A 21725-nucleotide genomic window follows, 5' to 3' on the forward strand; every position below is an offset into this window, starting at 1 on the left:
GTTTCAGCGCACGGGATCGCTCTTGCGTGGCCGCTTGAGGAGGACATAGACGGCGCCGGTTCCACCGTCGGCGGGTCGCGCGGAGGAGAACGCGAGGACATCGTCGCGCTGGCGCAGCCAGTGGTCGGTCAGGCCCTTGAGGACCGGGCCCTTCTGCCGTGAGCGCAGGCCCTTGCCGTGCACGATGCGAACGCACAGGGCGCCATTGTGGCGGGCATCGTCCAGGAACAGGCCAATCGCCCGGCGCGCCTCGTCGGCGAACAGGCCGTGGAGGTCGATCTCGTCCTGAATGCGGTAATGCCCGCCGCGCAGCTTGCGGAACACGCGTTGACTGATGCCCGGGCGAGCAAAGCGGAGTTCGTCCCCCGGCTGCAGGTCAGCGGCGTTGAGCGGATCGCTGAGCCAGTCGGCGTGCGCGCGCGCCTCGTCCGCATCCCGCTGGCGGGCTCGCGGGGCGGGGCGCGGCGGGCGGACCTCGGCCCGATCGCTGTGCAGCCGTCGCACGTTGCCGATGGCCTGCAGGAATTCTTCGAAATCGTTGGGATCGTCCCCGGAGTTCATGGCAGGATACTCGCACTTTTCGGGGGGCAGGCGCGATCCGGTCGAACCGCGAGCGTCTCCCTGAACCGGTTTCCAGTATATTAAGAGCCCTCCCAACGGCCCTGTTCCTGCATGCGCATTCTGGTTAGCAACGACGATGGAATTCACGCCCCGGGCATCCAGTGCCTGGCGACGCATTTGCGCCGGATTGCCGAGGTGTACGTGGTGGCCCCGGACCGGGATCGCAGTGGCGCCAGCAACAGCCTGACGCTGGTGCGCCCGTTGCGGGCCCGGCACCTCCAGGGGGGTGACGTGCAGGTCGACGGCACGCCGACGGACTGCGTGCACCTGGCCATCACCGGATTGTTGCAGCAGGAGCCGGACGTGGTCATCTCCGGCATCAATGCCGGTGCGAACATGGGCGACGACGTGCTGTATTCGGGCACGGTCGCAGCCGCCATGGAAGGACGCTTTCTGGGGCTCCCGTCGATTGCGGTGTCGCTGGTGGGGCCGGATCTGCAGCATTACGACGCCGCGGCGAGCGTGGTGGTCGAGTTGCTGGACCGGATCAACCGTGTGCCGCTGCCGGCGGCCACCATCCTGAATGTGAATGTCCCCGATCTGCCGCGTTCGGAGATCCGCGGCGTGCAGGCCACGCGCCTTGGACATCGGCATCGGGCGGAGCCGATGATCGCGGACGAGGACCCCCGCGGGCGCCCGATCTACTGGGTCGGGCCGGCCGGATCGGAACAGGATGCCGGCCCCGGTACCGACTTCCACGCGGTCCGCGAGGGCTACGTCTCGGTGACGCCGATCCAGGTGGACCTCACGCGCTTTGACGCCATCGACACGGTGGGCCGCTGGCTGGATGACTCGCTGCCGGGGGCAGATGATGGTTCCTGATGCCGCAGGCGCGGGCCTGACCTCGCAACGGGCCCGGGACCGCCTGGTGCGGATCCTGGAGGGGCAGGGGATCCGAGACCCGCGCGTGCTGGATGCGGTTCGCACGATTCCGCGCCACCTGTTCGTAGAGGAGGCCCTGGGCCATCGCGCCTACGAAAACACGGCGTTGCCGATCGGCCATCGCCAGACGATCTCCCAGCCCTTTATCGTCGCGCGGATGACCGAGGCGCTGCTGGAAGGCGAGCGGCCGCGGACGGTGCTGGAGGTCGGCACGGGCTCGGGTTACCAGGCAGCGGTGCTGGCGCAGATCGTGGACCGGGTGTACTCGGTGGAACGCATCCAGGCCCTTAGCCGCAGCGCGCGTGAGCTCCTTAGTCGCCTGGGCATCAACAACGTGAACCTGCGCCATAGCGATGGCGGCGAAGGCTGGCCGGAGAAGGCGCCGTTCGACGGCATCATCCTGACCGCGGCGCCGAAGGAAGTCCCGGAGGCCCTGCTGACCCAGCTGGCACTGGGCGGGCGTCTGGTCGCCCCGGTGGAGGGCCCCGACGGACGCCAGCAGCTGGTGCGCTATACCCGGACGGAAGAGGCGTATGTGCGCGACATCCTGGATGCGGTGATGTTCGTGCCCATGCTACCGGGTGCCGAGCAGTGAGCGCGTATTCCGGGCCCCGGTGCCGGCGTGACTGAATCGGTGGCGGCGGTACGGCACCGATGAAGTTCTTCGAGCCGCTCTACGACCGGGTAATGAGCTGGTCCCGTCATCGCCACGCACCGCGCTACCTGGCGGGGCTCTCGTTCGCCGAGTCCTCGTTCTTTCCGATTCCACCGGACGTGATGCTCGCGCCGATGGCGGCCGCGCGTCCACGATCCGCCTGGCGCCTGGCCGCCCTGACCACGCTGTTCTCGGCGCTGGGCGGGCTGCTCGGCTACCTGATCGGCTGGCTGGCGTTCGAGTGGATCGGGCCCTGGCTGCAGCAGATCGGGTATGGCGAGGAGTTGCGTCAGGCCGAGGCATGGTTCGAGATCTGGGGCGTCTGGGTCGTGTTGATCGCCGGTTTTTCGCCCATCCCCTACAAGCTGTTCACGGTGACCGCCGGGGCGTTGTCGATGGCCTTGCTGCCGTTCTTCATCGCATCCCTGGTCGGGCGGGGGCTGCGCTTCTTTCTGGTTGCGCTGTTCATGGCCTGGGCGGGTCCGCGTGCGGAGCAGCATTTGCGACCGTATATGGAGCGTCTGGGCTGGGCGGCGGTTATCCTGCTGGTCGTGGCGATGACGATTTACGTGGTAATGGACTGAGATGCGGGGGCTGGCCGTTCAGGGTTTGCTGGCGGGACTGGTGCTGGTCCTGTTCGTGGGTGTCCTGGCCGGTTGTGCGGCGCGGGCGCCAAGCGGGGCCTCAATGCCGGACACCCATGTGGTGCAGCGGAACGAGACGCTCTACCGTATTGCCCAGCGCTACGGCCTGGAGTGGCGCGATCTGGCCCGGCGCAATGCCATCGGTGCCCCTTACGTCATCCATCCCGGCCAGCGTCTGCGCCTGCGGGGCGCTGCGCGGTCCTCGCCGCCCAGCGCGCCGACTGCCTCCACGTCGGGTTCGGGTTCGCCTTCCTCCTCCAGCGAATCCGGCTCCGGCGGCGAAACCCGCTCCGGAGGCGGCGATTCATCCGACTCCGCGTCGGGTTCATCCCGTTCGAGTTCTCCGCCCTCCGACCCGGGCGGCTGGCAATGGCCGGCCGACGGCGAGGTGTTGCGCAGTTTCTCCAGTAGTGGCACCCGGCGGGGGCTTGCCATTGGCGGTGAACGGGGAGATCACGTTCGCGCCACGCGGGCCGGCGAGGTGGTCTATGCAGGTGGCGGGCTGGTGGGGTATGGTCGATTGATCATCCTCAAGCACGATGCGCGGTTCCTCAGTGCCTACGGGCACAATGACGAGCTGCTGGTCGCGGAGGGTGATCAGGTGCAGGCGGGTGAGACGATCGCGCGCCTGGGTTCATCGGGGGCCGAGCGCCCGATGTTGCATTTCGAGATCCGGGTGGACGGGACGCCGGTTGACCCGGCGCGCTATCTCCCGGGCCGCTGACGCGATCAAGAGCAGGACACTACATGGCCAAGAGCCGGCAGCCGGTTGAGACGGATCGGGATGACGACAGCCTGCCCCGGGACCCGATCCCGGAACCCGACGCGGATGCGGTGCCCGAGGATCTGGCCCGTCCGGCCGAGGGCGTCGAGGAATCCCTGGAGGAATCCCTTGATGCCGAAGACGATCCGGCCGCTGCCGTTCCCGAGGTCACGGTCGGTCTGGAACCGGAACAAGGGGCACCGGTGCGGCCGAAGACCCTGCGCGATGCCCGGCCCGCGGAGCTGGATGCCATCCAGATCTACCTGCGCGACATCGAATACCGGCCCCTGCTGACCCCCGACGAAGAACGCAAGTACGCCCGTCTGGCCCGCCAGGGCGACGACGCCGGTCGACGCCGCATGATCGAGTGCAACCTGCGGCTGGTGGTGAAGATCGCCCGGCGCTACCTCAATCGCGGCCTGCCGCTGCTCGACCTGATCGAGGAAGGCAACCTCGGTCTGATGCACGCGGTGGAGAAGTTCGATCCCGAGCGGGGCTTCCGGTTTTCCACCTATGCCACCTGGTGGATCCGGCAGACCATCGAACGGGCGCTGATGAATCAGGGGCGGACGATCCGAATCCCGGTGCATGTCAGCAAGGAACTGCGCATGCACGCGCGGATTGCCCGCAATCTCACGCAGGAACTGGGCCGTGATCCCACCGAGGAGGAACTGGCCCAGCGTCTGGGCAAGCCGGTGGCGGAAATCCAGAAGCTGCGCGCGATGTCCGAGCCCTCGACCTCCATGGATCTGCCGTCGGGGCCGGAGGGCGACCGCTCGCTGACCGACATCCTCGCGGACGTGAATGCCCCGGAGCCGTCCACGCTGCTGGAGGACCAGGATCTCCACCACCTGGTGGAGGCCTGGCTGGAGGAGCTGGATCACAAGCAGCGCGAGGTGCTGGTCCGCCGCTTTGGCCTGCACGGCTTCGAGCGCTCGACGCTGGAGCAGGTGGGGGCGGAGATCGGGGTCACCCGGGAACGCGTGCGCCAGATCCAGATGGATGCGCTCAAGCGCCTGCGCAAGCTGCTGGAGTCGCGCGGGATGAAGGGCGACGAGGTCCTGCCGAATTCCTGACCCGGCTGACCCGCGGGCCGTCGGGAGTTGGTTATCCCTCGATGATCAGGGCCGCCGCGACGTCGCGGCCCTCGGCCATGATCAGGTTGTAGGTGCGGCATGCGGCCGCGGTATCCATGATCTCCACCCCCAGGCCCTGCGCGCGCAGGTGGCGCCAGACGGCGCGATCGGGAAATTGCTGGGTCTCGCCGGTACCGATCAGCAGCACTTCGGGTGGGTGGTCCAGCAATGCTTGCAGGTGCTCGACCTGCAGCTCACCCACGGTCTGTACCGGCCAGTCGGTCTGCAGTTGGTGCGGACGCACGATCAGGCTGTGCGTATGGGCAACCTGATTGATCCCGACACGGCCGGTTTCGTAGCCGGTGACGATGTAGGACTCTTCGCTGGTGACTTCGGAGAACAGCATGTCGCGTACGCTACTCCGGGGCGCGAAATCTCTCAAGAATTCGCGCCGCGCCGAAGGGGTGGCGGTGCCCCGATTCGTTGACAGGTCCGGGCCCGGGTTATACTTTGGCGCGCTTTCCGGTGCGGCATCCGGAGGGGCCGTCATGGCCCTGCAATGCGACTGCCCAGGCCCCAACCAGGACCCAGACCCGTGACCGACGTCTTTCCCCGTATCGAGCGCCTCCCGCCCTACGTCTTCAACATCGTGAACCAGTTGAAGGCCGAGGCCCGCGCCCGTGGCGAGGACATCATCGACTTTGGGATGGGGAACCCGGACCAGCCGACTCCGCAGCACATCGTGGACAAGCTGTGTGAAGCGGCACAGCGCGGGGATACGCATCGCTACTCCGTCTCCAAGGGCATTCCGCGTCTGCGCCGGGCGATCACGCGCTGGTACAAGACGCGCTTCGACGTGGACCTTGATCCGGAGACCGAAGCGATCGTGACGATCGGCTCCAAGGAAGGCCTGGCGCATCTGGCACTGGCGACCCTGGGCCCGGGCGACGCCGTGCTGGTACCGAACCCGGCCTATCCGATCCATCCGTATGGCTGCGTGATCGCCGGCGCCGACGTGCGCCACGTGCCGCTGACGCCGGATGTCGACTTCTTCGCGGAGCTGGAGCGGGCGATCCAGGACTCCTGGCCGAAGCCAAAAATGCTGATCCTGAACTTCCCGGCGAATCCGACCACGCAATGCGTGGACCTGGAGTTCTTCGAACGGGTGGTGGCGATCTGCAAGGAACACGGGATCTGGATCGTGCACGATCTGGCCTACGCGGAGATCAGCTTCGACGGCTACAAGGCGCCGTCGATCTTCGAGGTGCCGGGGGCGAAGGACATCGCGGTGGAGTTCTACACCCTGTCCAAGACCTACAACATGCCCGGCTGGCGGGTGGGCTTTATGTGCGGCAACCCGACACTGGTCGCGGCGCTCGCGCGTATCAAGTCGTACCTCGACTACGGCACTTTCACGCCCATCCAGGTCGCGGCTATCGCCGCGCTGGAAGGGCCGCAGGACTGCGTCGAGGAGATCCGCGAGCTCTATCGGGTGCGCCGCGACGTGCTCTGCGACGGTCTCAACAAGCTGGGCTGGCAGGTGGAAAAACCAAAGGCGACCATGTTCGTCTGGGCGCCGATCCCTGAGCCCTACCGCGAGATGGGCTCGCTGGAGTTCGCCAAAAAGATGCTGCGGGATGCCAAGGTCGCGGTCTCGCCGGGCATCGGGTTCGGCAACTACGGCGATGATCACGTGCGTTTCAGCCTGATCGAGAACGAACAACGCACGCGCCAGGCGCTGCGCGGGATCAAGGCGATGTTTCGCGCCGATTCGATCCTGGCCGACGCGGCCGTGGAGAGTCCGGGCTCGAACGCCTGACACGCACGGCACACTCCGAATGCAATCAACACCGGGCGCCGCGGGGCGCCTGACGTCAAGGACAGCAAGGCTATGACGCCGGTAAAGATCGGAATTCTTGGGTTGGGTACCGTTGGCTGCGGTACGGTCAACGTGCTGGCACGCAATGGCACCGAGATCGCGCGGCGCGCGGGTCGCGACATCCAGGTCGTGGCGGCCGCCGCGCGCGATATTAACCGCGAACGCGAGTGCGATTGCTCGCAGATCCGTCTGACAACGGATCCGGCCGAGGTCGTCAACGATCCCGAGGTCGAGGTCATCGTCGAGCTGATGGGGGGCACTGACCCGGCTCTGAACCTGGTGCTGGCGGCGATCGACGCGGGCAAGCACGTGGTCACCGCGAACAAGGCTCTGATCGCGCTGCACGGCAACACCATCTTCGAACGCGCTCAGCAAAAGGGCGTAATGGTCGCCTTCGAGGCGGCGGTCGCCGGTGGTATCCCGATCATCAAGGCCATCCGCGAGGGGCTGGCCGGCAACCAGATCGAGTGGCTGGCCGGGATCATCAACGGCACCGGCAACTTCATCCTCAGCGAGATGCGTGACAAGGGTCGCGACTTCGAGGACGTACTGGCCGAGGCCCAGGCGCTGGGCTACGCCGAGGCCGATCCGACCTTTGACGTGGAGGGGATCGACGCCGCGCACAAGCTGGCGATCCTGGCCTCCATCGCCTTCGGCATCCCGCTGCAGTTCGACCGTGTCGCGGTGGAGGGGATCAGCAATATCACGCGCGAGGATGTCGGCTTCGCCGCGGAGCTGGGCTATCGGATCAAGCACCTGGGCATTGCTCGGCGGACGCCGAAGGGCTACGAGCTGCGGGTGCACCCGACGCTGATCCCGGAGCGCCGGCTGATCGCGAACGTCGACGGCGTGATGAACGCCGTGCTGGTGAACGCCGATGCCGTCGGCCCGACGCTGTACTACGGCGCCGGGGCCGGGGCCGAGGCGACCGCCTCCGCGGTGGTGGCCGATCTGGTCGACGTGGTCCGTGCCCTGACCACGGACCCGGAGAACCGCGTGCCCCACCTGGCGTTTCAGCCGGATGCCCTGTCGGACAAGCCGGTGCTGGATCTCGCCGACGTGGAGACCTCGTTCTACCTGCGCCTGCGCACCCAGGACCGCCCCGGCGTACTGGCCGACATTACCCGGATCCTGGGCGAGCACGGCATCAGCATCGAGGCGATCCTGCAGCGCGAGCCGGACCCGGAGCGCGGCGAGGCCACGATCATCATGCTGACGCACAAGGTCCGCGAGGGTGCGATGAACGAGGCGATTGCCGCGATCGAGGCCCTGGATCATCTGTTGACCCCGATTACCCGTATCCGCATGGAAGGACTGGCGCGCTAGTTGGCGTGTCCTGCCTTTCGCAACGACGAAGAGAACACCATGGCCTTTGGATATCGCTATACCGGACTGATCGAGCGCTACCGTGACCGCCTGCCGGTACACGACGACACGCGCATCATCTCGCTGGGCGAGGGCAACACGCCCCTGATCCGGCTCAACAACATCCCGCGCGAGCTGTCGCGCGAGGTCGAGATCTACGTGAAGTTCGAGGGACTGAACCCGACCGGGTCGTTCAAGGATCGCGGCATGACCATGGCTGTGACCAAGGCGGTGGAAGAGGGATCACGCGCGATTGTCTGCGCCTCCACCGGCAACACCTCGGCCGCGGCGGCCGCCTATGCGGCGCGTGCCGGCATCACCGCCTTCGTGGTCATCCCGGACGGCAAGATCGCGATGGGCAAGCTGGCACAGGCGATGATGCACGGGGCGACCGTGATCCAGATCGAGGGCAACTTCGACGACGGTATGCGGCTGGTCAAGGAGGTCGCCTCCAACACGCCGGTCACCCTGGTGAACTCGGTCAACCCGTATCGCCTGCAGGGCCAGAAGACGGCCGCGTTCGAAATCGTCGAGGAGCTGGGCCGTGCGCCGGACTTCCACTGCCTGCCGGTCGGCAACGCGGGCAATATCACCGCGCACTGGATTGGCTACAGCGAGATGGCGGCCAAGAACAGTGACGACGTCACCGATGCCTGTTCGTACTGCAAGGGCCACTGCAAGTACGCCGGTGGCGGGATGGTGGGCAATCGTCCGCACATGGTGGGCTACCAGGCATCCGGCTCGGCGCCGTTCATGCGCGGCGCGATGGTCGACAACCCAGACACCGTCGCGACCGCAATCCGCATTGGCCATCCGCAGTCCTGGGACATGGCGTGGAAGGTGCGCGAGGAATCCGGTGGCTGGTTCGACGAGTGTCAGGATGACGAGATCCTGGCCGCGCAGAAGCTCCTGGCCGAGAAGGAGGGCGTGTTCTGCGAACCGGCCTCGGCCGCATCCCTGGCCGGCGCGCTGCGCGACATCCGCGAGGGCAAGATCCCCGGAGGCTCCACGGTCGTATGCACACTGACCGGCAATGGCCTGAAGGACCCGGACACCGCGATCGCCCAGAGCGTGGTGCAGCCGACCAAGGTCCCGGCGGAGCTGGACGCGGTCTCCCGCGCGATTCGCGACAACCTGAGCTGAGCCGTACCGGCGTCGCGCCAGGCGTGAAGCCGGTACGCCCCGGTCGGGTCAGGGCTTGCTGCGCAGGTCGAGGTCGAACAGGGTATCGCCCCCCAGCCGGAAGATGCGGCAGGGCGGACGCAGGGCCTGATCCAGCGAATCGATCTCGGGCAGCGTGACGCCCGGACGCCCGGAGCCGATCAGCATCGGCGCGACGGTCAGGTGCAGGCGGTCCAGGGTGTCGGCCTCGAGAAAGCGCGAGACGGTCTGGCCGCCGCCTTCGACCAGCAGGCGGTGCAGGCCCATCTCCGCCAGGCGTGCGCGGATCTGCGCGGGATCGAAGCGTCCATCCGCCCCGGTGGGCATCTCCAGGCATTCGACGTGTTCGGGAAGCCCGCAAGGTCCATACCCTGCCGCGTGCAGCACGATGGTACGGACCTCGGCTTCACGGAAGACATGTGCATCGCTGGGGATGCGGCCGTCGGGATCGAGGATCACGCGGGTGGGGTTGGGGCCCTCGGTCTTGCGCACCGTGAGGCGGGGGTCGTCGGCGACCACGGTGCCGGCGCCGACGACGACCGCATCCACCAGGGCCCGCAGGCGGTGCAGGCGCTCGATGTCCTCGGGGCCGGTTACGTAGTGTGAGTGCCCGCTGGCGGTGGCGATGCGCCCGTCCAGGCTCTGGCCGAGCTGGGCGACCGTAATGCTGGGCGCCTCGACGATCGGGCCGTAGAGATCCAGCAGCTCGTGAGCGCCCGGCGCGAGCGGACCGGGAAGGGGGCAGCAGCCTGGGTCGGCCCGTTGAGCCAGCAGCCAGCGCCAGGCCTGTTCCTCGGTGACCGGATACGCCGTCATGCCGCAATTTCCGGGGTTACGGGACCGCGACCGGCCAGTTGGGGTAGGCTACCGACCTGCCTGGATAAGCCGGGACCCCGGTTCGGGGAATTCGCGGTTTGCGGGCTGGTCATAAACAAAACTCCCTATGGAAGTACCCGATGCACAACGCCGATCGCGGGATCTTTGATCTTCGCCGGGGCCATCCGGTCCTGGTAAGTGGTTCGCAGTCGAGTGTACTCGTTGCGGCCGTCGAGGGTCTTACCCCCGTGTTGCTGGATCGCCTGACCCACATGACCGGGTCGGCGCCTCGACTGATTCTAACTTCGCACCGGGCCTCTGCAATGGGTTGGTCGCAGCCACTGCAGGAAGGTTGGGAGGGCGTGGCGCTGGAATTCGCGCCGGACACCGATCCCGAGGCCCTGTTCACGCTGGCCAGCGCGCCCGAGGCCTCGAACGAGGCCGCCCACCCGGAGGCCTCGCTTGGGCAGCCGGCTGTCACCCCGGCGCTGCCGGCGGAGATCGCGGCCCTGGAACTGGTGCGGGCCGGCCGCCTGCTGCCGGCGGTGGTGGCGGCACCGGTGCCCGAGCCGGTGCCGGAGGCGATTCGCTCGGCCCTCGCCGATGGCATGTTCCTCGACGTGGACGAGCAGGAGGCGCGCGCGGTGGCCAAGCACCCGCGGCTCGAGCTGGCCTATGTCAGCGAGGCCCCGGTGCCGCTGGCGGATGCCCCGGTCACGCGCTTCATGCTGTTCCGCGAGGGCAACGGGATCCTCGAGCACGTCGCGGTCCTGATCGGCGAGCCCCGCGAGTGGCCGGACGCGGTTCCGGTGCGGTTGCATTCCGCCTGCCTGACCGGGGACCTGTTCGGGAGCCTGCGCTGTGACTGCGGCGACCAGCTGCGCCTGGGCGTGAAGACCATCAACGAGTCGGGCGGGGGGGTGCTGCTGTACCTGGCCCAGGAGGGGCGCGGCATCGGCCTGGCCAACAAGCTGCGCGCCTACACCATGCAGACGGCCGGCCTGGATACCATCGACTCCGACTGCCAGCTCGGGTTCGAGGCCGACGGGCGACGCTATGATGCGGCCGTGGAGATGCTCGAGTTCCTCGGTATCGATAGCGTGCGGCTGCTGACCAACAATCCCGGCAAGATCGACGCGCTGCGTGCCGGCGGGATCGACGTGGTCGCCCGCGAACCGGTGCACGGCAAGTTGAACCCGCACAACCTGCGGTATCTCAGCACCAAGGCGGACCGGGGCGGCCACTGGTTGCAGGAGCTGCTGGCCTCGGAGGCCGAACGCGGCTGAACCGTGTCCGCGCGCCCCGTTCAGGGCGCGAGGTACGCCCGGTCGAAGCGGGCGCTGTCGCGGATCGTTGCGGCCAGGTGGGCGGCGTAGTGCTCGACCAGACGCTGCCCCATCTCGACGGTCGCGCCACGGGCATCGCCGACCACGCCGGAGGGGTGCAGGTCGCCCGCCATCCAGGCGAATGACGCACGCCCTTCGGGTGCCAGGGTTTCCAGCTCGTCCGCGAGTCTCGCGCCCAGTGAGAGCGCGTTCGTGGTGGCCTCCAGGTGGACCTTCTCCGGGGCCAGGAACCGCATCATCGCCGTCTCGATCAGCCCGCCGTGCAGGCCGTGGCGAAGTTCCGAGGGCGGGATGCCGAGCGCCTCCGGCGGTGGCTGGGCGAAATAGTGATGTTTCACCACAAGCATGCGGTGCGCGCGGCGCAATTCCAGTCCGGCGAGGTCGCATATGGCGGTATTGCCGCCGTGGCTGTTCACGATCACCAGGCGTCGCAGGTCGCTGCGAGCCACGCTGTCGCCGAGATCGCGCAGGGCGGCCAGCGCCGTTTCCGGGCGCAGGGTGAGGGTCCCGGCAAAGGCCGTGTGCTCGGTGCTGGTGGCAACCGCCATCGGCGGGAGGACCGTCAGCGGCACATCGTCCTGCAACATGGCGCAGGCCGCCTGCAGCAGCCCGAGGCAGATGCGGTAATCGGTCTCCAGCGGCAGGTGGGGGCCGTGCTGCTCGATGGCGGACAGGGGCAGGATCGCGACGGCGTCGCGCGCGGCAAGCTGGGTGATCGCGTCGCTTGTCTGGTCCTGCCACCAGGGGAGATTGTCGGGCTTCATGTGCTCAGCCTTGCCGTTCCCCGCGGGCGGGTAAAGCGGGGAGCCGGCGGGCGTAGAGATCGCCCGAGCCCATGCGTTCGCCGTGATCCTCCAGCCAGGCGAGGATGGCCGCGCCGGATTGCCATTCGGCGAACTGATACCGGCGTCGTTCCCCGGCAATGAGGTTGTACCCATAGGCGCCCAGCGCGTCCAGCTGCTCGATACAGTCGCGGGTAACGTCCAGTGCGCCGGCGACGAACTCGAACGACAATGCGGGAACAGGATGCGTCAGGCCACGCAGGACCTCGGCCTCCAGACCTTCCACGTCGATCTTGCAGAAGGCCGGGGAGCCGTATTCCTCGATCAGCTGGTCGAGCGTGACCATGGGGACCGTGATTTCCTCGTCCCAGCGCACGTGCTGGAAGCTGCGGTTGCGTGTGCGCAGGGACTGGACCCAGGGGCGCGAGGCCGATGAGACGGTCGGGTGGCGGCGGCTCACCTGCAGCTGCGCGGAACCGGGGCGGGGCCCGGCCACCTCGCGCCGGATCGAGACCCCCGTGCGGCCCCGCACGGCCCGGCGCAGCCAGGGGATGAGCTGTGGCTGGGGTTCCAGGGCGACGACCCGCGCGCCGAGGTCGGCGAAGGCACGGGTGCGATCGCCCACATGGGCGCCAATGTCGAACACGAGATCGCCGGGCTGGATGAACGGGGCGTACATCCGCTTCAGGCCCTGCTGGCGCCCGGGACGGCGGTAGATGACAAGGGATCGCAGCACGCCGATGGCCTGGTCCAGCCAGGCCAGGCGCGAGGGGCTTTGCGGAGTGGCATTCATCCCCGCAGGCTAACCGAGCGGACGCCCCGTGGGAACGCCCGCGCCACGACGGGGTCTTCAGGAGGGTTGGCGGCCAGGCGTTAGAGCAACTGGGACGCGCGAGACGAGGAGCGATGCATGAGCGCAGGTTTGCGGATGGGCGAGCGTTTGGGAATCCTGGGCTTTCTGGCCCTGTTGCTGGCGGGCACGGCACAGGGTGCCGTCGATTGTCCGGCCCCGGGTACGTGGGTGTCGCCGGCGGGCGAGCCGCTGGATGTGGGCGGGCTGTATGCCGATCTGGCGACCCGGGATGCGGTCCTGCTGGGCGAACGCCACGACCGTATGGATCATCATCGCTGGCAACTGGGGACCCTGGCCGCGCTGCACGGCCATCGTCCGGACCTGGTGATCGGCCTGGAGATGCTTCCGCGTTCCAGGCAGCCCGTCCTGGACGCCTGGGTCGCGGGTGAACTCGGTCCCGAGACCTTCCTGGAGGAAAGTGGCTGGTATACGCACTGGGGTTTCGATCCCGATCTGTACTGGCCCATCCTGCACTTTGCCCGGGTCCATGGGGTCCCGCTCCTGGCTTTGAACCTCGAGCGGGAACACATTCGCCGTCTCGGGCATGACGGCTGGGAGGCCGTGGATGCGGAGACCCGCGACGGAGTTTCGGCGCCGGCCGAGCCCAGTGAGGGGTATCGGGCGTATCTGGAGGCGGTACTGGAACGGCATCCCGCAGGTATGGGTCCGGATGCGGATCGCTTCATCGCCACCCAGGTGGCGTGGGATCGCATGATGGCCGGCGCGATCGCCGACCGGATCGACGCGGGGGGTGAGCGACCCCCGCTGGTGGCCGCGATCATTGGTTCCGGGCATCTGGAATATGGCTATGGCGTGCCCCACCAGCTGGACGACCTGGGCGTGACCGATGCAGTGGTTCTGCTTCCGCGCGAGCCGGGCAAGTGCGAGGAAAGCGATCCGGTGCTGGCCGATGCGCTGTTTGGTGTGCCGAAGGATGACCGCTTCGAGACCTCCGGGGCTCTGCTGGGTGTGCACCTGGAGGCGGATGACGAGCCGGGTATTCGTGTCCTGCGTGTCCAGCCGGGTTCGGTAGGAGAGGCCGCGGGCCTGCAGGCAGGGGATCGCGTCTTGCAGGCCGGCGAACGGCCGATCCGTGCCGCGTCCGACCTGCAGCGGGTGGTGCAGGCGGTGGCACCCGGTACGTGGCTGCCGTTGGAGATCGAGCGCGCAGGCGAACGGCTCGAGCGCGTGGCCCGATTCCCGCGCGAGGACTGATCGATGCGTGCATGGGGCATGGCCGGCTTTGCAGCGGTGCTGTGGCTGGTGAGCGGCTCGGTGGCCGCCACGTCGGGATTGGACGGGGTGAGCCTGCAGATCAAACTGGACCCGGACAGGGCACTTCTCGAAGGGCGTTTCGAAGCGGATCCGGCAAGGGTCGATCCGGAGTCGCTGCGGCGGTTCCGGCTGGATCCGGGTATTGCCGTGGATACCGTCTCGCTCGGTGGGCAGTCGGTCGAGTTTGGTCGAACCGAGGACGGCTGGCTGGAGCTGGCCCGGGCGCCGGAGCACGAGCCCGGCCCCCTGGTGATTCGCTATGGCGCACGGCTTCCCGTACAGGAGGAGGCGCGGCCCGGAAGCGGATTCCTGGATCCGCAGGGCGGCTATCTGCCCCCCGGGACGGACTGGTATCCACGGCGACCGGACGCCGAGCCCCACGCAGTGCGGATCGAGTTGACGACGACCGGTGGGCATCTCGCGGTTGCCTCAGGCTCGCGTGTGGCCGAGGAAGCGGATGGTGGCGAGTACCGAGCCACCTACGAACACCCGGCGGGACGTGCACTGGCCGTAGCGACCGGTCCATGGGTCTCGGGCGAGCGCGCGGCCGGCGATGCGACGGTCCGCACCCTGTTCCCGGAGGGCCTGGAGCAAGGCTTTGGCGAGACCTACCGGGACCAGGCGGCCGAGTACCTGCAGCGCTTCAGCGAGGAGATCGGCCCGTATCCGTTCGACACCTTCACCATGGCCGCGAGTCCCCGGCCGGTGGGGCTCGCGTTTTCGGGATTTACCCTGCTGGGGGAGCGCGTGATTCCGCTGCCGTTCATCCCGCATACCTCGCTGGGGCACGAGGTACTGCACGCCTGGTGGGGCACCAGCGTGTATGTGGATTCCTCCGGCGGTAACTGGTCGGAGGGGCTGACCACCTACATGGCGGACTACCAGTTCAAACGCGAACGCGGGGAAGGGCGCGAGGAGCGCGGCCAGTGGCTGCGCGACTACGCGGCACTTCCCGCCGACGAGGATCGCCCGCACGCGAGTTTCCGCGGCGGGAACTCCGGGGCAGCGCGCATCGCCGGGTATCACCGAGGGGCGATGCTGTGGCGGATGCTGGAGGATCGGGTCGGGGCCGAGGCGTTTCGGGCCGGGACACGCAGCCTGTACGACGAATGGCGTTTTCGCGAGGCGGACTGGGATGCCGTGATCGCGGCCTTCGATGAGGTGACCGACGAGGATCTGCGGCCGTTCTTTGCCCAGTGGATCGAGCGTGCCGGGGCGCCGGCGCTGGCGTTGACCAATCTACGGCGGGAGGAGCGTGACACGGGTTGGGTGGTCCGGGGGCTTCTGCGTCAGGCCGACGATCACGACCCATGGGACCTGTATGTCCCGCTGGTGGTGGACACCGGGGCGGGGCACGAGACGCACTGGGTGATGCTCAATGGCGAGCGGACAACAGTTTCGCTCGAGACCTCCAGCCGCCCCCGGGCGATCGCAGTCGATCCGGATTGGCGGTTGTTTCGTCAGCTGGCCCCGGACGAGTCACCCGCGATCCTGCGGCAGGCGGCGCTGGACCCGGACACGCGGATTGTCACACTGGGGAATGCCGCAGCGTCCGAGGTCGCACCCTGGCTTGGCCGGGTTCCGGATATTGCGGAGGATTCGGACGGGACACGCATCCTGCTGGGGTCCCACTCCAGCGTGGCCGACTGGCTGGAGGCACGAGGCCTGCCACGGAATCCTGGCGCGGTGGAGGGTGATGCAGGTACGGAAACAGGCCCACGGGCCTGGACTGTGCCGGAGACACGGCTGGTCGTGGTCAGCGGCGAGGAGCCGGAGGCCCGGCGCGAGGTCGCGGCGGCGTTGCGCCATCGATCGCACTACAGTTACCTGTTGCAGGAAGCGGATGGCGCCTGGCGTACGGGGCTCTGGTCGCAACCGGGTGTCTGGCAGAGGTTCGATGATGATGAGTAAGTTCCAGCTGGATGGGCGCCTGGCGGCGGATACCTGGTCGGTCGCCGAGTGGCCGCTCTCGAGTGTCCGGCTGATGGATCACTTCGACTATCCCTGGTTCATCCTGGTGCCACGGCGGGACGACATCCAGGAGTTGCACCACCTGGACGCCGAGGATGCGGTCCAGCTGGCCCGCGAATCGGGGGCACTGGCGCGAGCGATGGAGGAGGCCTTCGCGCCCCGGGCACTCAATGTGGCCAAGCTCGGCAACATCGTCGCGCAGTTGCACCTGCACCATGTGGCGCGCTCGGAGGGGGACCCGGCCTGGCCCGGTCCGGTCTGGGGCGCGCCGAGATCGCGGGGCCTGGAAACGCAGGAGGCCGAGGACCGCATCGCGCGAGTCCTCGGCCTCGTGGAAGACGTCGGCGGTTAGGCCGGCGTCTTACTGCAGGGCATGCGTCAGAAGCGGTAGCCGACGTTCATCCCGAAGGTCCAGGGGTCGATGTTGACGGTGCCGAGATGGTCGCCACCCAGGGACACGTCGGTATCGATGTCGATCCAGCGGACTTCGGCGTTCACGAACCAGTTGTCGTCCACCGCGAAGTCGATCCCGGCCTGCACCGCGGCTCCCCAGGAATCATCCAGGTCGATGTCCTGCCCCGTCACGTCAGCCGTATCTTCGTCGAAGAAGTGGGTGTAGTTGATGCCGGCACCCACGTAGGGGCGGACCGCGGTGCCGGTGTTGAAGTGGTATTGCAGGCTCAGGGTCGGCGGCAGGTGGCGCGTGCTGCCGATGTCGACACCGCCCACGTTCAGATCATGCTTGAACGGGATGGCGACCAGCAGTTCCAGGCCCAGGTTGTCGGTCATCATGTAGGTGATGTTGCCGGAAGGGCGGGTGTTGGAGCCGACGTCAGCTGGTGCAGTGGCGCTCAGGGCCAGGCCTCTTGCATCCAGATTGCCATTGTCGGACTTGGGGGCCACGTGGGTCAGGCCGCCACGCAGCAGCCAGTCGCCGGCGGAGACATCGGCATTGGCGGCGGTGGCGTGGGCCGGGATCAGGGAGGCGGGGGCCAGCAGGCCGGCCAGCGCCAGGGAGCGGAAGGTCAGGGTGCGTCGCATGTTCGGTTCCTCCGAAAGCGTGATTGTTCGGAGGTACTATCGCGCCGCGCGTATCAGTATTCGTTGATGCAGATCATGTCCCGTGACGGTTTTCAGAAGGGGAGACGCTGGCCCTCGAAGTCATGAAAGCTCCCGGACTGCTCGGCGTCCAGTCGGTCGAGGACTGCCAGCAGCTGGCCAGTGGCGTACTCAGGGCTCAGCACCTCGGGTGCGCGCGAACGATACGGCTCCGACAGGGGCGTGGCACAGGTCCCGGGCTGCAGGGCGACCACGACGGCCTGGCGATGGCTGAAACGCATCTCCAGGGCCGTGGTGCGGACGATCTGGTTGAGCGCGGCCTTGGAGGCGCGATAGCTGACCCAGCCGCCGAGGTGATTGTCCTCGATGGAGCCGACCCGGGCGGACAGGGTGGCCAGGACACCCTTGCGGCCGCGCGGGAGCAGTGGTGCCAGATGCTTGAATAACAGCGCCGGACCGATGGCGTTGACGGCGAAGGCCTGTGCCATGATCGTCGGGTCGAGGTCGCGCAGGCGCTTTTCCGGTCCCTGGCCGTCCATGGTCAGGACGCCGGTGGCGTCGATGATCAGGTCCCATTCCGGTGCCTGCTCCTGTAGCCAGTTTGCCACGGCCTCGATACTGATCTCGTTCAGAAGGTCTACGGCGGGCCGGGTGCTGCGCCCGAGGCCCACCACCTGCGCGCAGTTCGGGTCGTTTTCAAGATGCTGGAGGAACGCGGCGCCGAGGCCGCCCGTGGCGCCGATGACCACGGCGCGATAGGGTATCTGCAGGGATTCCATACACCCTGCGACCACCACGCGGGGAATTGATTCCGGGGCGATACCCCGGCAAGGGAGCGCATGAACTTTCTCCACACCCTGGGTCACGCGGCGCGCAATCTGGCGCCGATCGTGATCGTGGTGGCGGTGTTCCAGGCACTGGTGCTGCGCACGGTGCCGGATGGCCTGCTGTCCATGGTCGTAGGGCTGGCGATCGTCGTGTTTGGGGTGGCGCTCTTTCTGCAGGGGCTGGAGATGGGGATCTTCCCCATCGGGAAGAATCTCTCCAATGCTTTGGCGCGGCGCGGTTCCTTGCTGCTGCTGATGGCTTTCGGCTTTACCCTCGGATTTGCGACGGTGATCGCGGAACCGGCCCTGATTGCCGTGGCGGAGCAGGCGGAGCTGATCAGCGAGGGGCGGATCGAGGGCTTCATTCTGCGCCTGATCGTCGCGCTTTCGGTGGGAGCCGTGGTGGCGCTTGGCATCCTGCGCACGGTGCTGGGCCATCCGTTGCACTGGTACATCCTGAGCGGGTACGTGCTGGTGGTTCTGGTGACCTTCTTCGCCCCCGAGGAGATCGTGGGCCTGGCCTATGATTCGGGCGGGGTGACCACGAACATCGTTACCGTGCCGCTGGTGGCCGCGCTGGGCCTGGGCCTGGCCGCCTCGATCAGCGGGCGCAACCCGCTGCGCGACGGCTTCGGCCTGGTGGCGCTGGCGGTGATGGTGCCGATGATCACGGTGCAGATCTACGGGATCATCGTCTTTTCGGGGGCTGAGGTTGCAGCCCCGACCGGTACCGAGACCGCCGCGATGGATCCGGATACGGATCTTCCGGGCGCTGGCGAGCGGCACTGGCTGAGCGCGATGGGGATGGACCTGCTACTGATGCTGCGCGACGTGGCGCCGATCATCGCGGTGATCGTGGTGTTCCAGTATTTCGTGCTGCGCAAGCGCATCCCGTATCTGCCGCGGGTGATCTTCGGCTTCGTCCTGGTGGTGCTGGGGCTGTACGCCTTCGTGGTCGGGCTCAAGCTGGGCTTGTTCCCGATCGGCGAGAGCATGGCGGAGCAGCTCATCACCAACGAGCTGTTCTTGTGGGTCTATCTGTTCGCCTTCTCCATCGGGTTTGCCACCACGATGGCTGAACCGGCACTGATCGCGATCGGCCAGAAGGCGGAAGAGGCGGCTCGCGGCTCCCTGCGGGGTGACGTGATCCGGATCCTGGTAGCGCTGGGGGTGGCGATCGGGATCACCATCGGGGTCCATCGGATCCTCGCGGGGGATTCCATACACCACTACATCATGGGCGGCTACCTGCTGGTGATCGTGCTGACCCTCCTTGCCCCCAAGCAGATCGTGGCCCTGGCCTTCGACCTGGGCGGGGTCACGACCTCGGAGGTGACCGTGCCGCTGGTGACGGCGCTGGGTATCGGCCTGGCGACACACCTGGAGGATCGCAACGTACTGATCGACGGCTTCGGCCTGATCGCGTTTGCGTCGATATTTCCCATCGTCACGGTGATGCTCTACGCGATCGCCGTGGACCTTTACGAACGCTGGTCCGCTCGCGACGAGCGGCAGGAGGAGTGAGCAATGCGATTTTCGGCACTGGTGGCCGTGCTCTCGGATGACCTGGAGGAACAGGCGATTGCCACGGCCAAGGAAGCGGGCGCAGGTGGCGTGACCATTATGGATGCGCGCGGGATTGGCGCCGAGGCGCGCAAGACGTTTCTTGGCATGACCTACGAGGGCAGTCAGTCGGTCCTCTTGTGGGTGCTGGAGAAAAAGGTAGCCCTGGACGTGCTCAAGTGCATCTCGAAGGAGCTGGATCTTGCCAATGACCCGCGGGGAGTGGCCTTTACGGTGGATGTGGCCCATCTCGCCGGTATCGGGCGCAAGCAGATCGAGCAGTTCCAGGAACAGGTCAAGGAAGAACTCTGACGGAGAACATCATGCTGGTAAGCGAAATTCTCAGACCCGATGTCGTCACGGTGTCGCCGCTGGCACCGCTTCGCGAGGCGATGCAATTGATGCGCAAGCACGGCGTGAAGTCGCTGGTGGTGGAAAAGCAGCATCCGCACGACGCCTACGGCATCATCACCTACACCACGATTCTCAAGACGATCGTCGCGGAGGAGGGCGATATCGACCTCTCGAATGTCTATGATGTCTGCACCAAGCCAGTCATCACCGTGCCGGCCGAGATGGATGTGAAGTACGTCGCGCGGCTGATGGTGAGCCAGGGGATCCGGCGGCTGGTGGTGCTGAAGGGCAACGAGCTGGAAGGGATCGTGACGACCAGCGACATCGTCGGATCGATCCTCGAGATGGCCGACATGGACTGAACCCCGCCGCCCCAAGCGGGTCGGATTTCAGTGACTTCGCGCATGACCCGGTGTTGTGCGTTCACTTTTTGCAGAAGGCCCGATATGGCGTCCGTGTCGATCATCGAGGGGTTCGAGAAACTCCGATTGCTGGATGCGGCCATCGAGCAATCGTACAACGCGGTCGTCATTACAGACGCCGATCTGGACGCCGGCCCGCGGATCGTTTACGTCAATGCCGGCTTCGAGCGTATGACCGGGTATTCGCGGGAGGAAGCCCTCGGTAAAACCCCGCGTATCCTTCAGGGTGCGGCAACCTCGCGCGCCGTTCTGGACAGGTTGCGCGGGGCGCTCCTCGGTGGAGAGTATTTCGAGGGCGAAACGGTCAACTACCGCAAGGATGGCAACTCGTACGCGGTTCGCTGGCACATCTCGCCCGTCTATGCCAGCGATAACGACCGGGACATTACCCACTTCGTCTCGGTGCAGAAGGACGTTACCGAGGAGCGGCGGCGGGATGACGATCTGCGGCTGCTGTCGACCGCGCTGGAGGTGTCGGTGGATCCCGTGCTGATCACCGATCCGGACGGCACGATCACCTATGTGAACGCGGCCTTCGAGGAGCAGACCGGGTACAGCCGGAATGAAGCCGTCGGCAAGAATCCGCGATTTCTCCAGTCCGGTCAGCAGGATGCCGCGTTCTACCGCGAGATGTGGGAGACCCTGAAACGGGGTGACGCCTTTCGTGGGGAGTTCGTGAACCGCCGCCGCGACGGCACCCTGATGAACATGGAGCAGAGCATCAGTCCGGTGACCGATGCCCATGGCCGGGTAACGCACTACGTGTCGATCAGCAAGGATGTGACCGATCGAGTGCGCATGGAGGACGAGATCCGGCGCCTGGCCCATACCGACTGGCTGACGGGGCTGGCCAACCGTCTGAGTCTGGGCAATACCCTGGAGGCGGAGATGGAGCGCAGCCGCCGCTATGGACGGCCCCTCTCCCTGATCATGTTCGATATCGACTATTTCAAGGACTTCAACGACGACTACGGCCACGAGACCGGAGACAACGTCCTCAAGCGGCTGGCCGATACGGTGCAGGGCGCGCTGCGCGAGGCAGACGCCCTTGGGCGCTGGGGCGGCGAGGAATTCATGGTCGTGGTTCCGGAGACAACGGGAGAAGGCGCCGAAGCCATGGCCGAAAAGCTGCGCAAGGCAGTGGCGGCCATGGAAACGGGATGCCCGGCGTCGGTGACGGCGAGTTTCGGGGTGACCGAGATGCGCCAGGGCGATACCCCCAAGACCTTCGCCCGCCGAGTGGACGAAGCGATGTATCAGGCCAAGGAGTCGGGTCGTAACCGCGTTGTCTTGCTCTGAGGCCGTGGTTCCGGTAGTGCGTCGGTGGCCGTAACGAAAACGGGCCGACCCCAAAAGGGTCGGCCCGTCCTGTGTCCTGTCGGGGATGCCATGCCCCGATATTGGCAGCGTC

At 67.0% G+C, this 21725-nt stretch carries 23 protein-coding genes; 16 read left to right on the forward strand and 7 right to left on the reverse strand.

Features of this window, described 5'->3' with window-relative positions; all coding sequences use genetic code 11:
- Positions 1 to 3: 3 nt before the first annotated feature.
- Complete coding sequence (locus tag F817_RS0100345; protein WP_024325775.1) at positions 4 to 561, reverse strand: Smr/MutS family protein; 558 nt, start codon at positions 559 to 561, stop codon at positions 4 to 6.
- A 111-nt stretch (positions 562 to 672) separates the two neighbouring features.
- On the opposite strand from F817_RS0100345, the gene surE reads away from it, so the two are divergent.
- Genes surE through rpoS form a run of 5 tightly spaced genes read left to right on the forward strand, consistent with a single transcriptional unit; the run spans position 673 to position 4641 of the window.
- Positions 673 to 1443, forward strand: a complete 771-nt coding sequence (gene surE, locus F817_RS0100350) for a 5'/3'-nucleotidase SurE (protein WP_024325776.1) — start codon at positions 673 to 675, stop codon at positions 1441 to 1443.
- Positions 1433 to 2098, forward strand: coding sequence for a protein-L-isoaspartate(D-aspartate) O-methyltransferase (locus tag F817_RS0100355; RefSeq protein WP_024325777.1), 666 nt, complete (start codon positions 1433 to 1435; stop codon positions 2096 to 2098). Before surE ends, F817_RS0100355 begins: the two co-directional genes overlap by 11 nt.
- Positions 2099 to 2157: 59 nt before the next feature.
- Positions 2158 to 2742: a YqaA family protein gene (locus tag F817_RS0100360; protein ID WP_024325778.1), complete on the forward strand. Its 585-nt coding sequence runs from the start codon at positions 2158 to 2160 to the stop codon at positions 2740 to 2742.
- Between the two features lies 1 nt (position 2743).
- Positions 2744 to 3526, forward strand: coding sequence for a peptidoglycan DD-metalloendopeptidase family protein (locus tag F817_RS0100365; protein WP_024325779.1), 783 nt, complete (start codon positions 2744 to 2746; stop codon positions 3524 to 3526).
- Positions 3527 to 3549: 23 nt separating this feature from the next.
- On the forward strand, positions 3550 to 4641 hold the full coding sequence (rpoS, locus tag F817_RS0100370; RefSeq protein WP_024325780.1) for an RNA polymerase sigma factor RpoS: 1092 nt from the start codon (positions 3550 to 3552) through the stop codon (positions 4639 to 4641).
- A 31-nt stretch (positions 4642 to 4672) separates the two neighbouring features.
- On the opposite strand, the gene F817_RS0100375 is transcribed toward rpoS, so the two are convergent.
- Complete coding sequence (locus F817_RS0100375; RefSeq protein ID WP_024325781.1) at positions 4673 to 5047, reverse strand: Mth938-like domain-containing protein; 375 nt, start codon at positions 5045 to 5047, stop codon at positions 4673 to 4675.
- Between the two features lie 189 nt (positions 5048 to 5236).
- Between F817_RS0100375 and alaC the strand changes: the two genes are divergently transcribed.
- The 3 genes from alaC to thrC all read left to right on the forward strand — a co-directional run bounded on the left by alaC (position 5237) and on the right by thrC (position 9028).
- Positions 5237 to 6460 (forward strand): alanine transaminase, encoded by a 1224-nt coding sequence (gene alaC / locus F817_RS0100380; protein WP_024325782.1) that lies wholly within the window; start codon positions 5237 to 5239, stop codon positions 6458 to 6460.
- Between the two features lie 72 nt (positions 6461 to 6532).
- A complete protein-coding gene (locus tag F817_RS0100385) occupies positions 6533 to 7846 on the forward strand; it encodes a homoserine dehydrogenase (protein ID WP_024325783.1) in 1314 nt (437 codons plus the stop codon).
- Positions 7847 to 7885: 39 nt separating this feature from the next.
- Positions 7886 to 9028 (forward strand): threonine synthase, encoded by a 1143-nt coding sequence (gene thrC / locus F817_RS0100390; protein WP_024325784.1) that lies wholly within the window; start codon positions 7886 to 7888, stop codon positions 9026 to 9028.
- A gap of 48 nt (positions 9029 to 9076) precedes the next feature.
- Here the strand turns inward: thrC and F817_RS0100395 are convergent, their stop codons facing one another.
- On the reverse strand, positions 9077 to 9862 hold the full coding sequence (locus tag F817_RS0100395; RefSeq protein ID WP_024325785.1) for a RibD family protein: 786 nt from the start codon (positions 9860 to 9862) through the stop codon (positions 9077 to 9079).
- Positions 9863 to 10002: 140 nt separating this feature from the next.
- Here F817_RS0100395 and ribA point away from each other — a divergent pair, with 140 nt between their 5' ends.
- A complete protein-coding gene (gene ribA, locus F817_RS0100400) occupies positions 10003 to 11148 on the forward strand; it encodes a GTP cyclohydrolase II RibA (protein WP_024325786.1) in 1146 nt (381 codons plus the stop codon).
- Between the two features lie 20 nt (positions 11149 to 11168).
- On the opposite strand, the gene F817_RS0100405 is transcribed toward ribA, so the two are convergent.
- Both F817_RS0100405 and F817_RS0100410 read right to left on the reverse strand, forming a co-directional pair.
- On the reverse strand, positions 11169 to 11972 hold the full coding sequence (locus F817_RS0100405; protein WP_024325787.1) for a creatininase family protein: 804 nt from the start codon (positions 11970 to 11972) through the stop codon (positions 11169 to 11171).
- 4 nt (positions 11973 to 11976) lie between these two features.
- On the reverse strand, positions 11977 to 12783 hold the full coding sequence (locus tag F817_RS0100410; protein WP_029680981.1) for an FkbM family methyltransferase: 807 nt from the start codon (positions 12781 to 12783) through the stop codon (positions 11977 to 11979).
- A 117-nt stretch (positions 12784 to 12900) separates the two neighbouring features.
- Between F817_RS0100410 and F817_RS0100415 the strand changes: the two genes are divergently transcribed.
- From F817_RS0100415 to F817_RS0100425, 3 genes are read left to right on the forward strand one after another with little or no spacing between them, the layout of a single operon-like run.
- A complete protein-coding gene (locus tag F817_RS0100415; RefSeq protein ID WP_024325789.1) occupies positions 12901 to 14058 on the forward strand; it encodes a ChaN family lipoprotein in 1158 nt (385 codons plus the stop codon).
- Between the two features lie 3 nt (positions 14059 to 14061).
- Positions 14062 to 16029: a M1 family metallopeptidase gene (locus F817_RS0100420; RefSeq protein WP_024325790.1), complete on the forward strand. Its 1968-nt coding sequence runs from the start codon at positions 14062 to 14064 to the stop codon at positions 16027 to 16029.
- On the forward strand, positions 16019 to 16441 hold the full coding sequence (locus tag F817_RS0100425; RefSeq protein ID WP_024325791.1) for an HIT domain-containing protein: 423 nt from the start codon (positions 16019 to 16021) through the stop codon (positions 16439 to 16441). Before F817_RS0100420 ends, F817_RS0100425 begins: the two co-directional genes overlap by 11 nt.
- A gap of 26 nt (positions 16442 to 16467) precedes the next feature.
- Here the strand turns inward: F817_RS0100425 and F817_RS0100430 are convergent, their stop codons facing one another.
- Positions 16468 to 17130 carry an OmpW family protein gene (locus F817_RS0100430; protein ID WP_024325792.1) on the reverse strand — a complete coding sequence of 221 codons (663 nt, stop codon included), beginning with the start codon at positions 17128 to 17130 and terminating at the stop codon, positions 16468 to 16470.
- 92 nt (positions 17131 to 17222) lie between these two features.
- Positions 17223 to 17927, reverse strand: a complete 705-nt coding sequence (locus F817_RS0100435; protein WP_024325793.1) for an SDR family NAD(P)-dependent oxidoreductase — start codon at positions 17925 to 17927, stop codon at positions 17223 to 17225.
- 60 nt (positions 17928 to 17987) lie between these two features.
- Here F817_RS0100435 and F817_RS0100440 point away from each other — a divergent pair, with 60 nt between their 5' ends.
- The 4 genes from F817_RS0100440 (at position 17988) to F817_RS0100455 (ending at position 21613) form a co-directional block, all read left to right on the forward strand.
- Complete coding sequence (locus tag F817_RS0100440; RefSeq protein WP_024325794.1) at positions 17988 to 19499, forward strand: DUF1538 domain-containing protein; 1512 nt, start codon at positions 17988 to 17990, stop codon at positions 19497 to 19499.
- A gap of 3 nt (positions 19500 to 19502) precedes the next feature.
- Positions 19503 to 19850 (forward strand): hypothetical protein, encoded by a 348-nt coding sequence (locus tag F817_RS0100445; protein WP_024325795.1) that lies wholly within the window; start codon positions 19503 to 19505, stop codon positions 19848 to 19850.
- Between the two features lie 11 nt (positions 19851 to 19861).
- On the forward strand, positions 19862 to 20254 hold the full coding sequence (locus tag F817_RS0100450) for a CBS domain-containing protein (RefSeq protein ID WP_024325796.1): 393 nt from the start codon (positions 19862 to 19864) through the stop codon (positions 20252 to 20254).
- An 84-nt stretch (positions 20255 to 20338) separates the two neighbouring features.
- On the forward strand, positions 20339 to 21613 hold the full coding sequence (locus tag F817_RS0100455) for a diguanylate cyclase (protein ID WP_024325797.1): 1275 nt from the start codon (positions 20339 to 20341) through the stop codon (positions 21611 to 21613).
- Positions 21614 to 21725 lie beyond the last annotated feature (112 nt).

The sequence above is a fragment of the Thioalkalivibrio sp. AKL19 genome (assembly GCF_000420165.1).
In the GTDB taxonomy this organism is placed as follows: domain Bacteria; phylum Pseudomonadota; class Gammaproteobacteria; order Ectothiorhodospirales; family Ectothiorhodospiraceae; genus Thioalkalivibrio.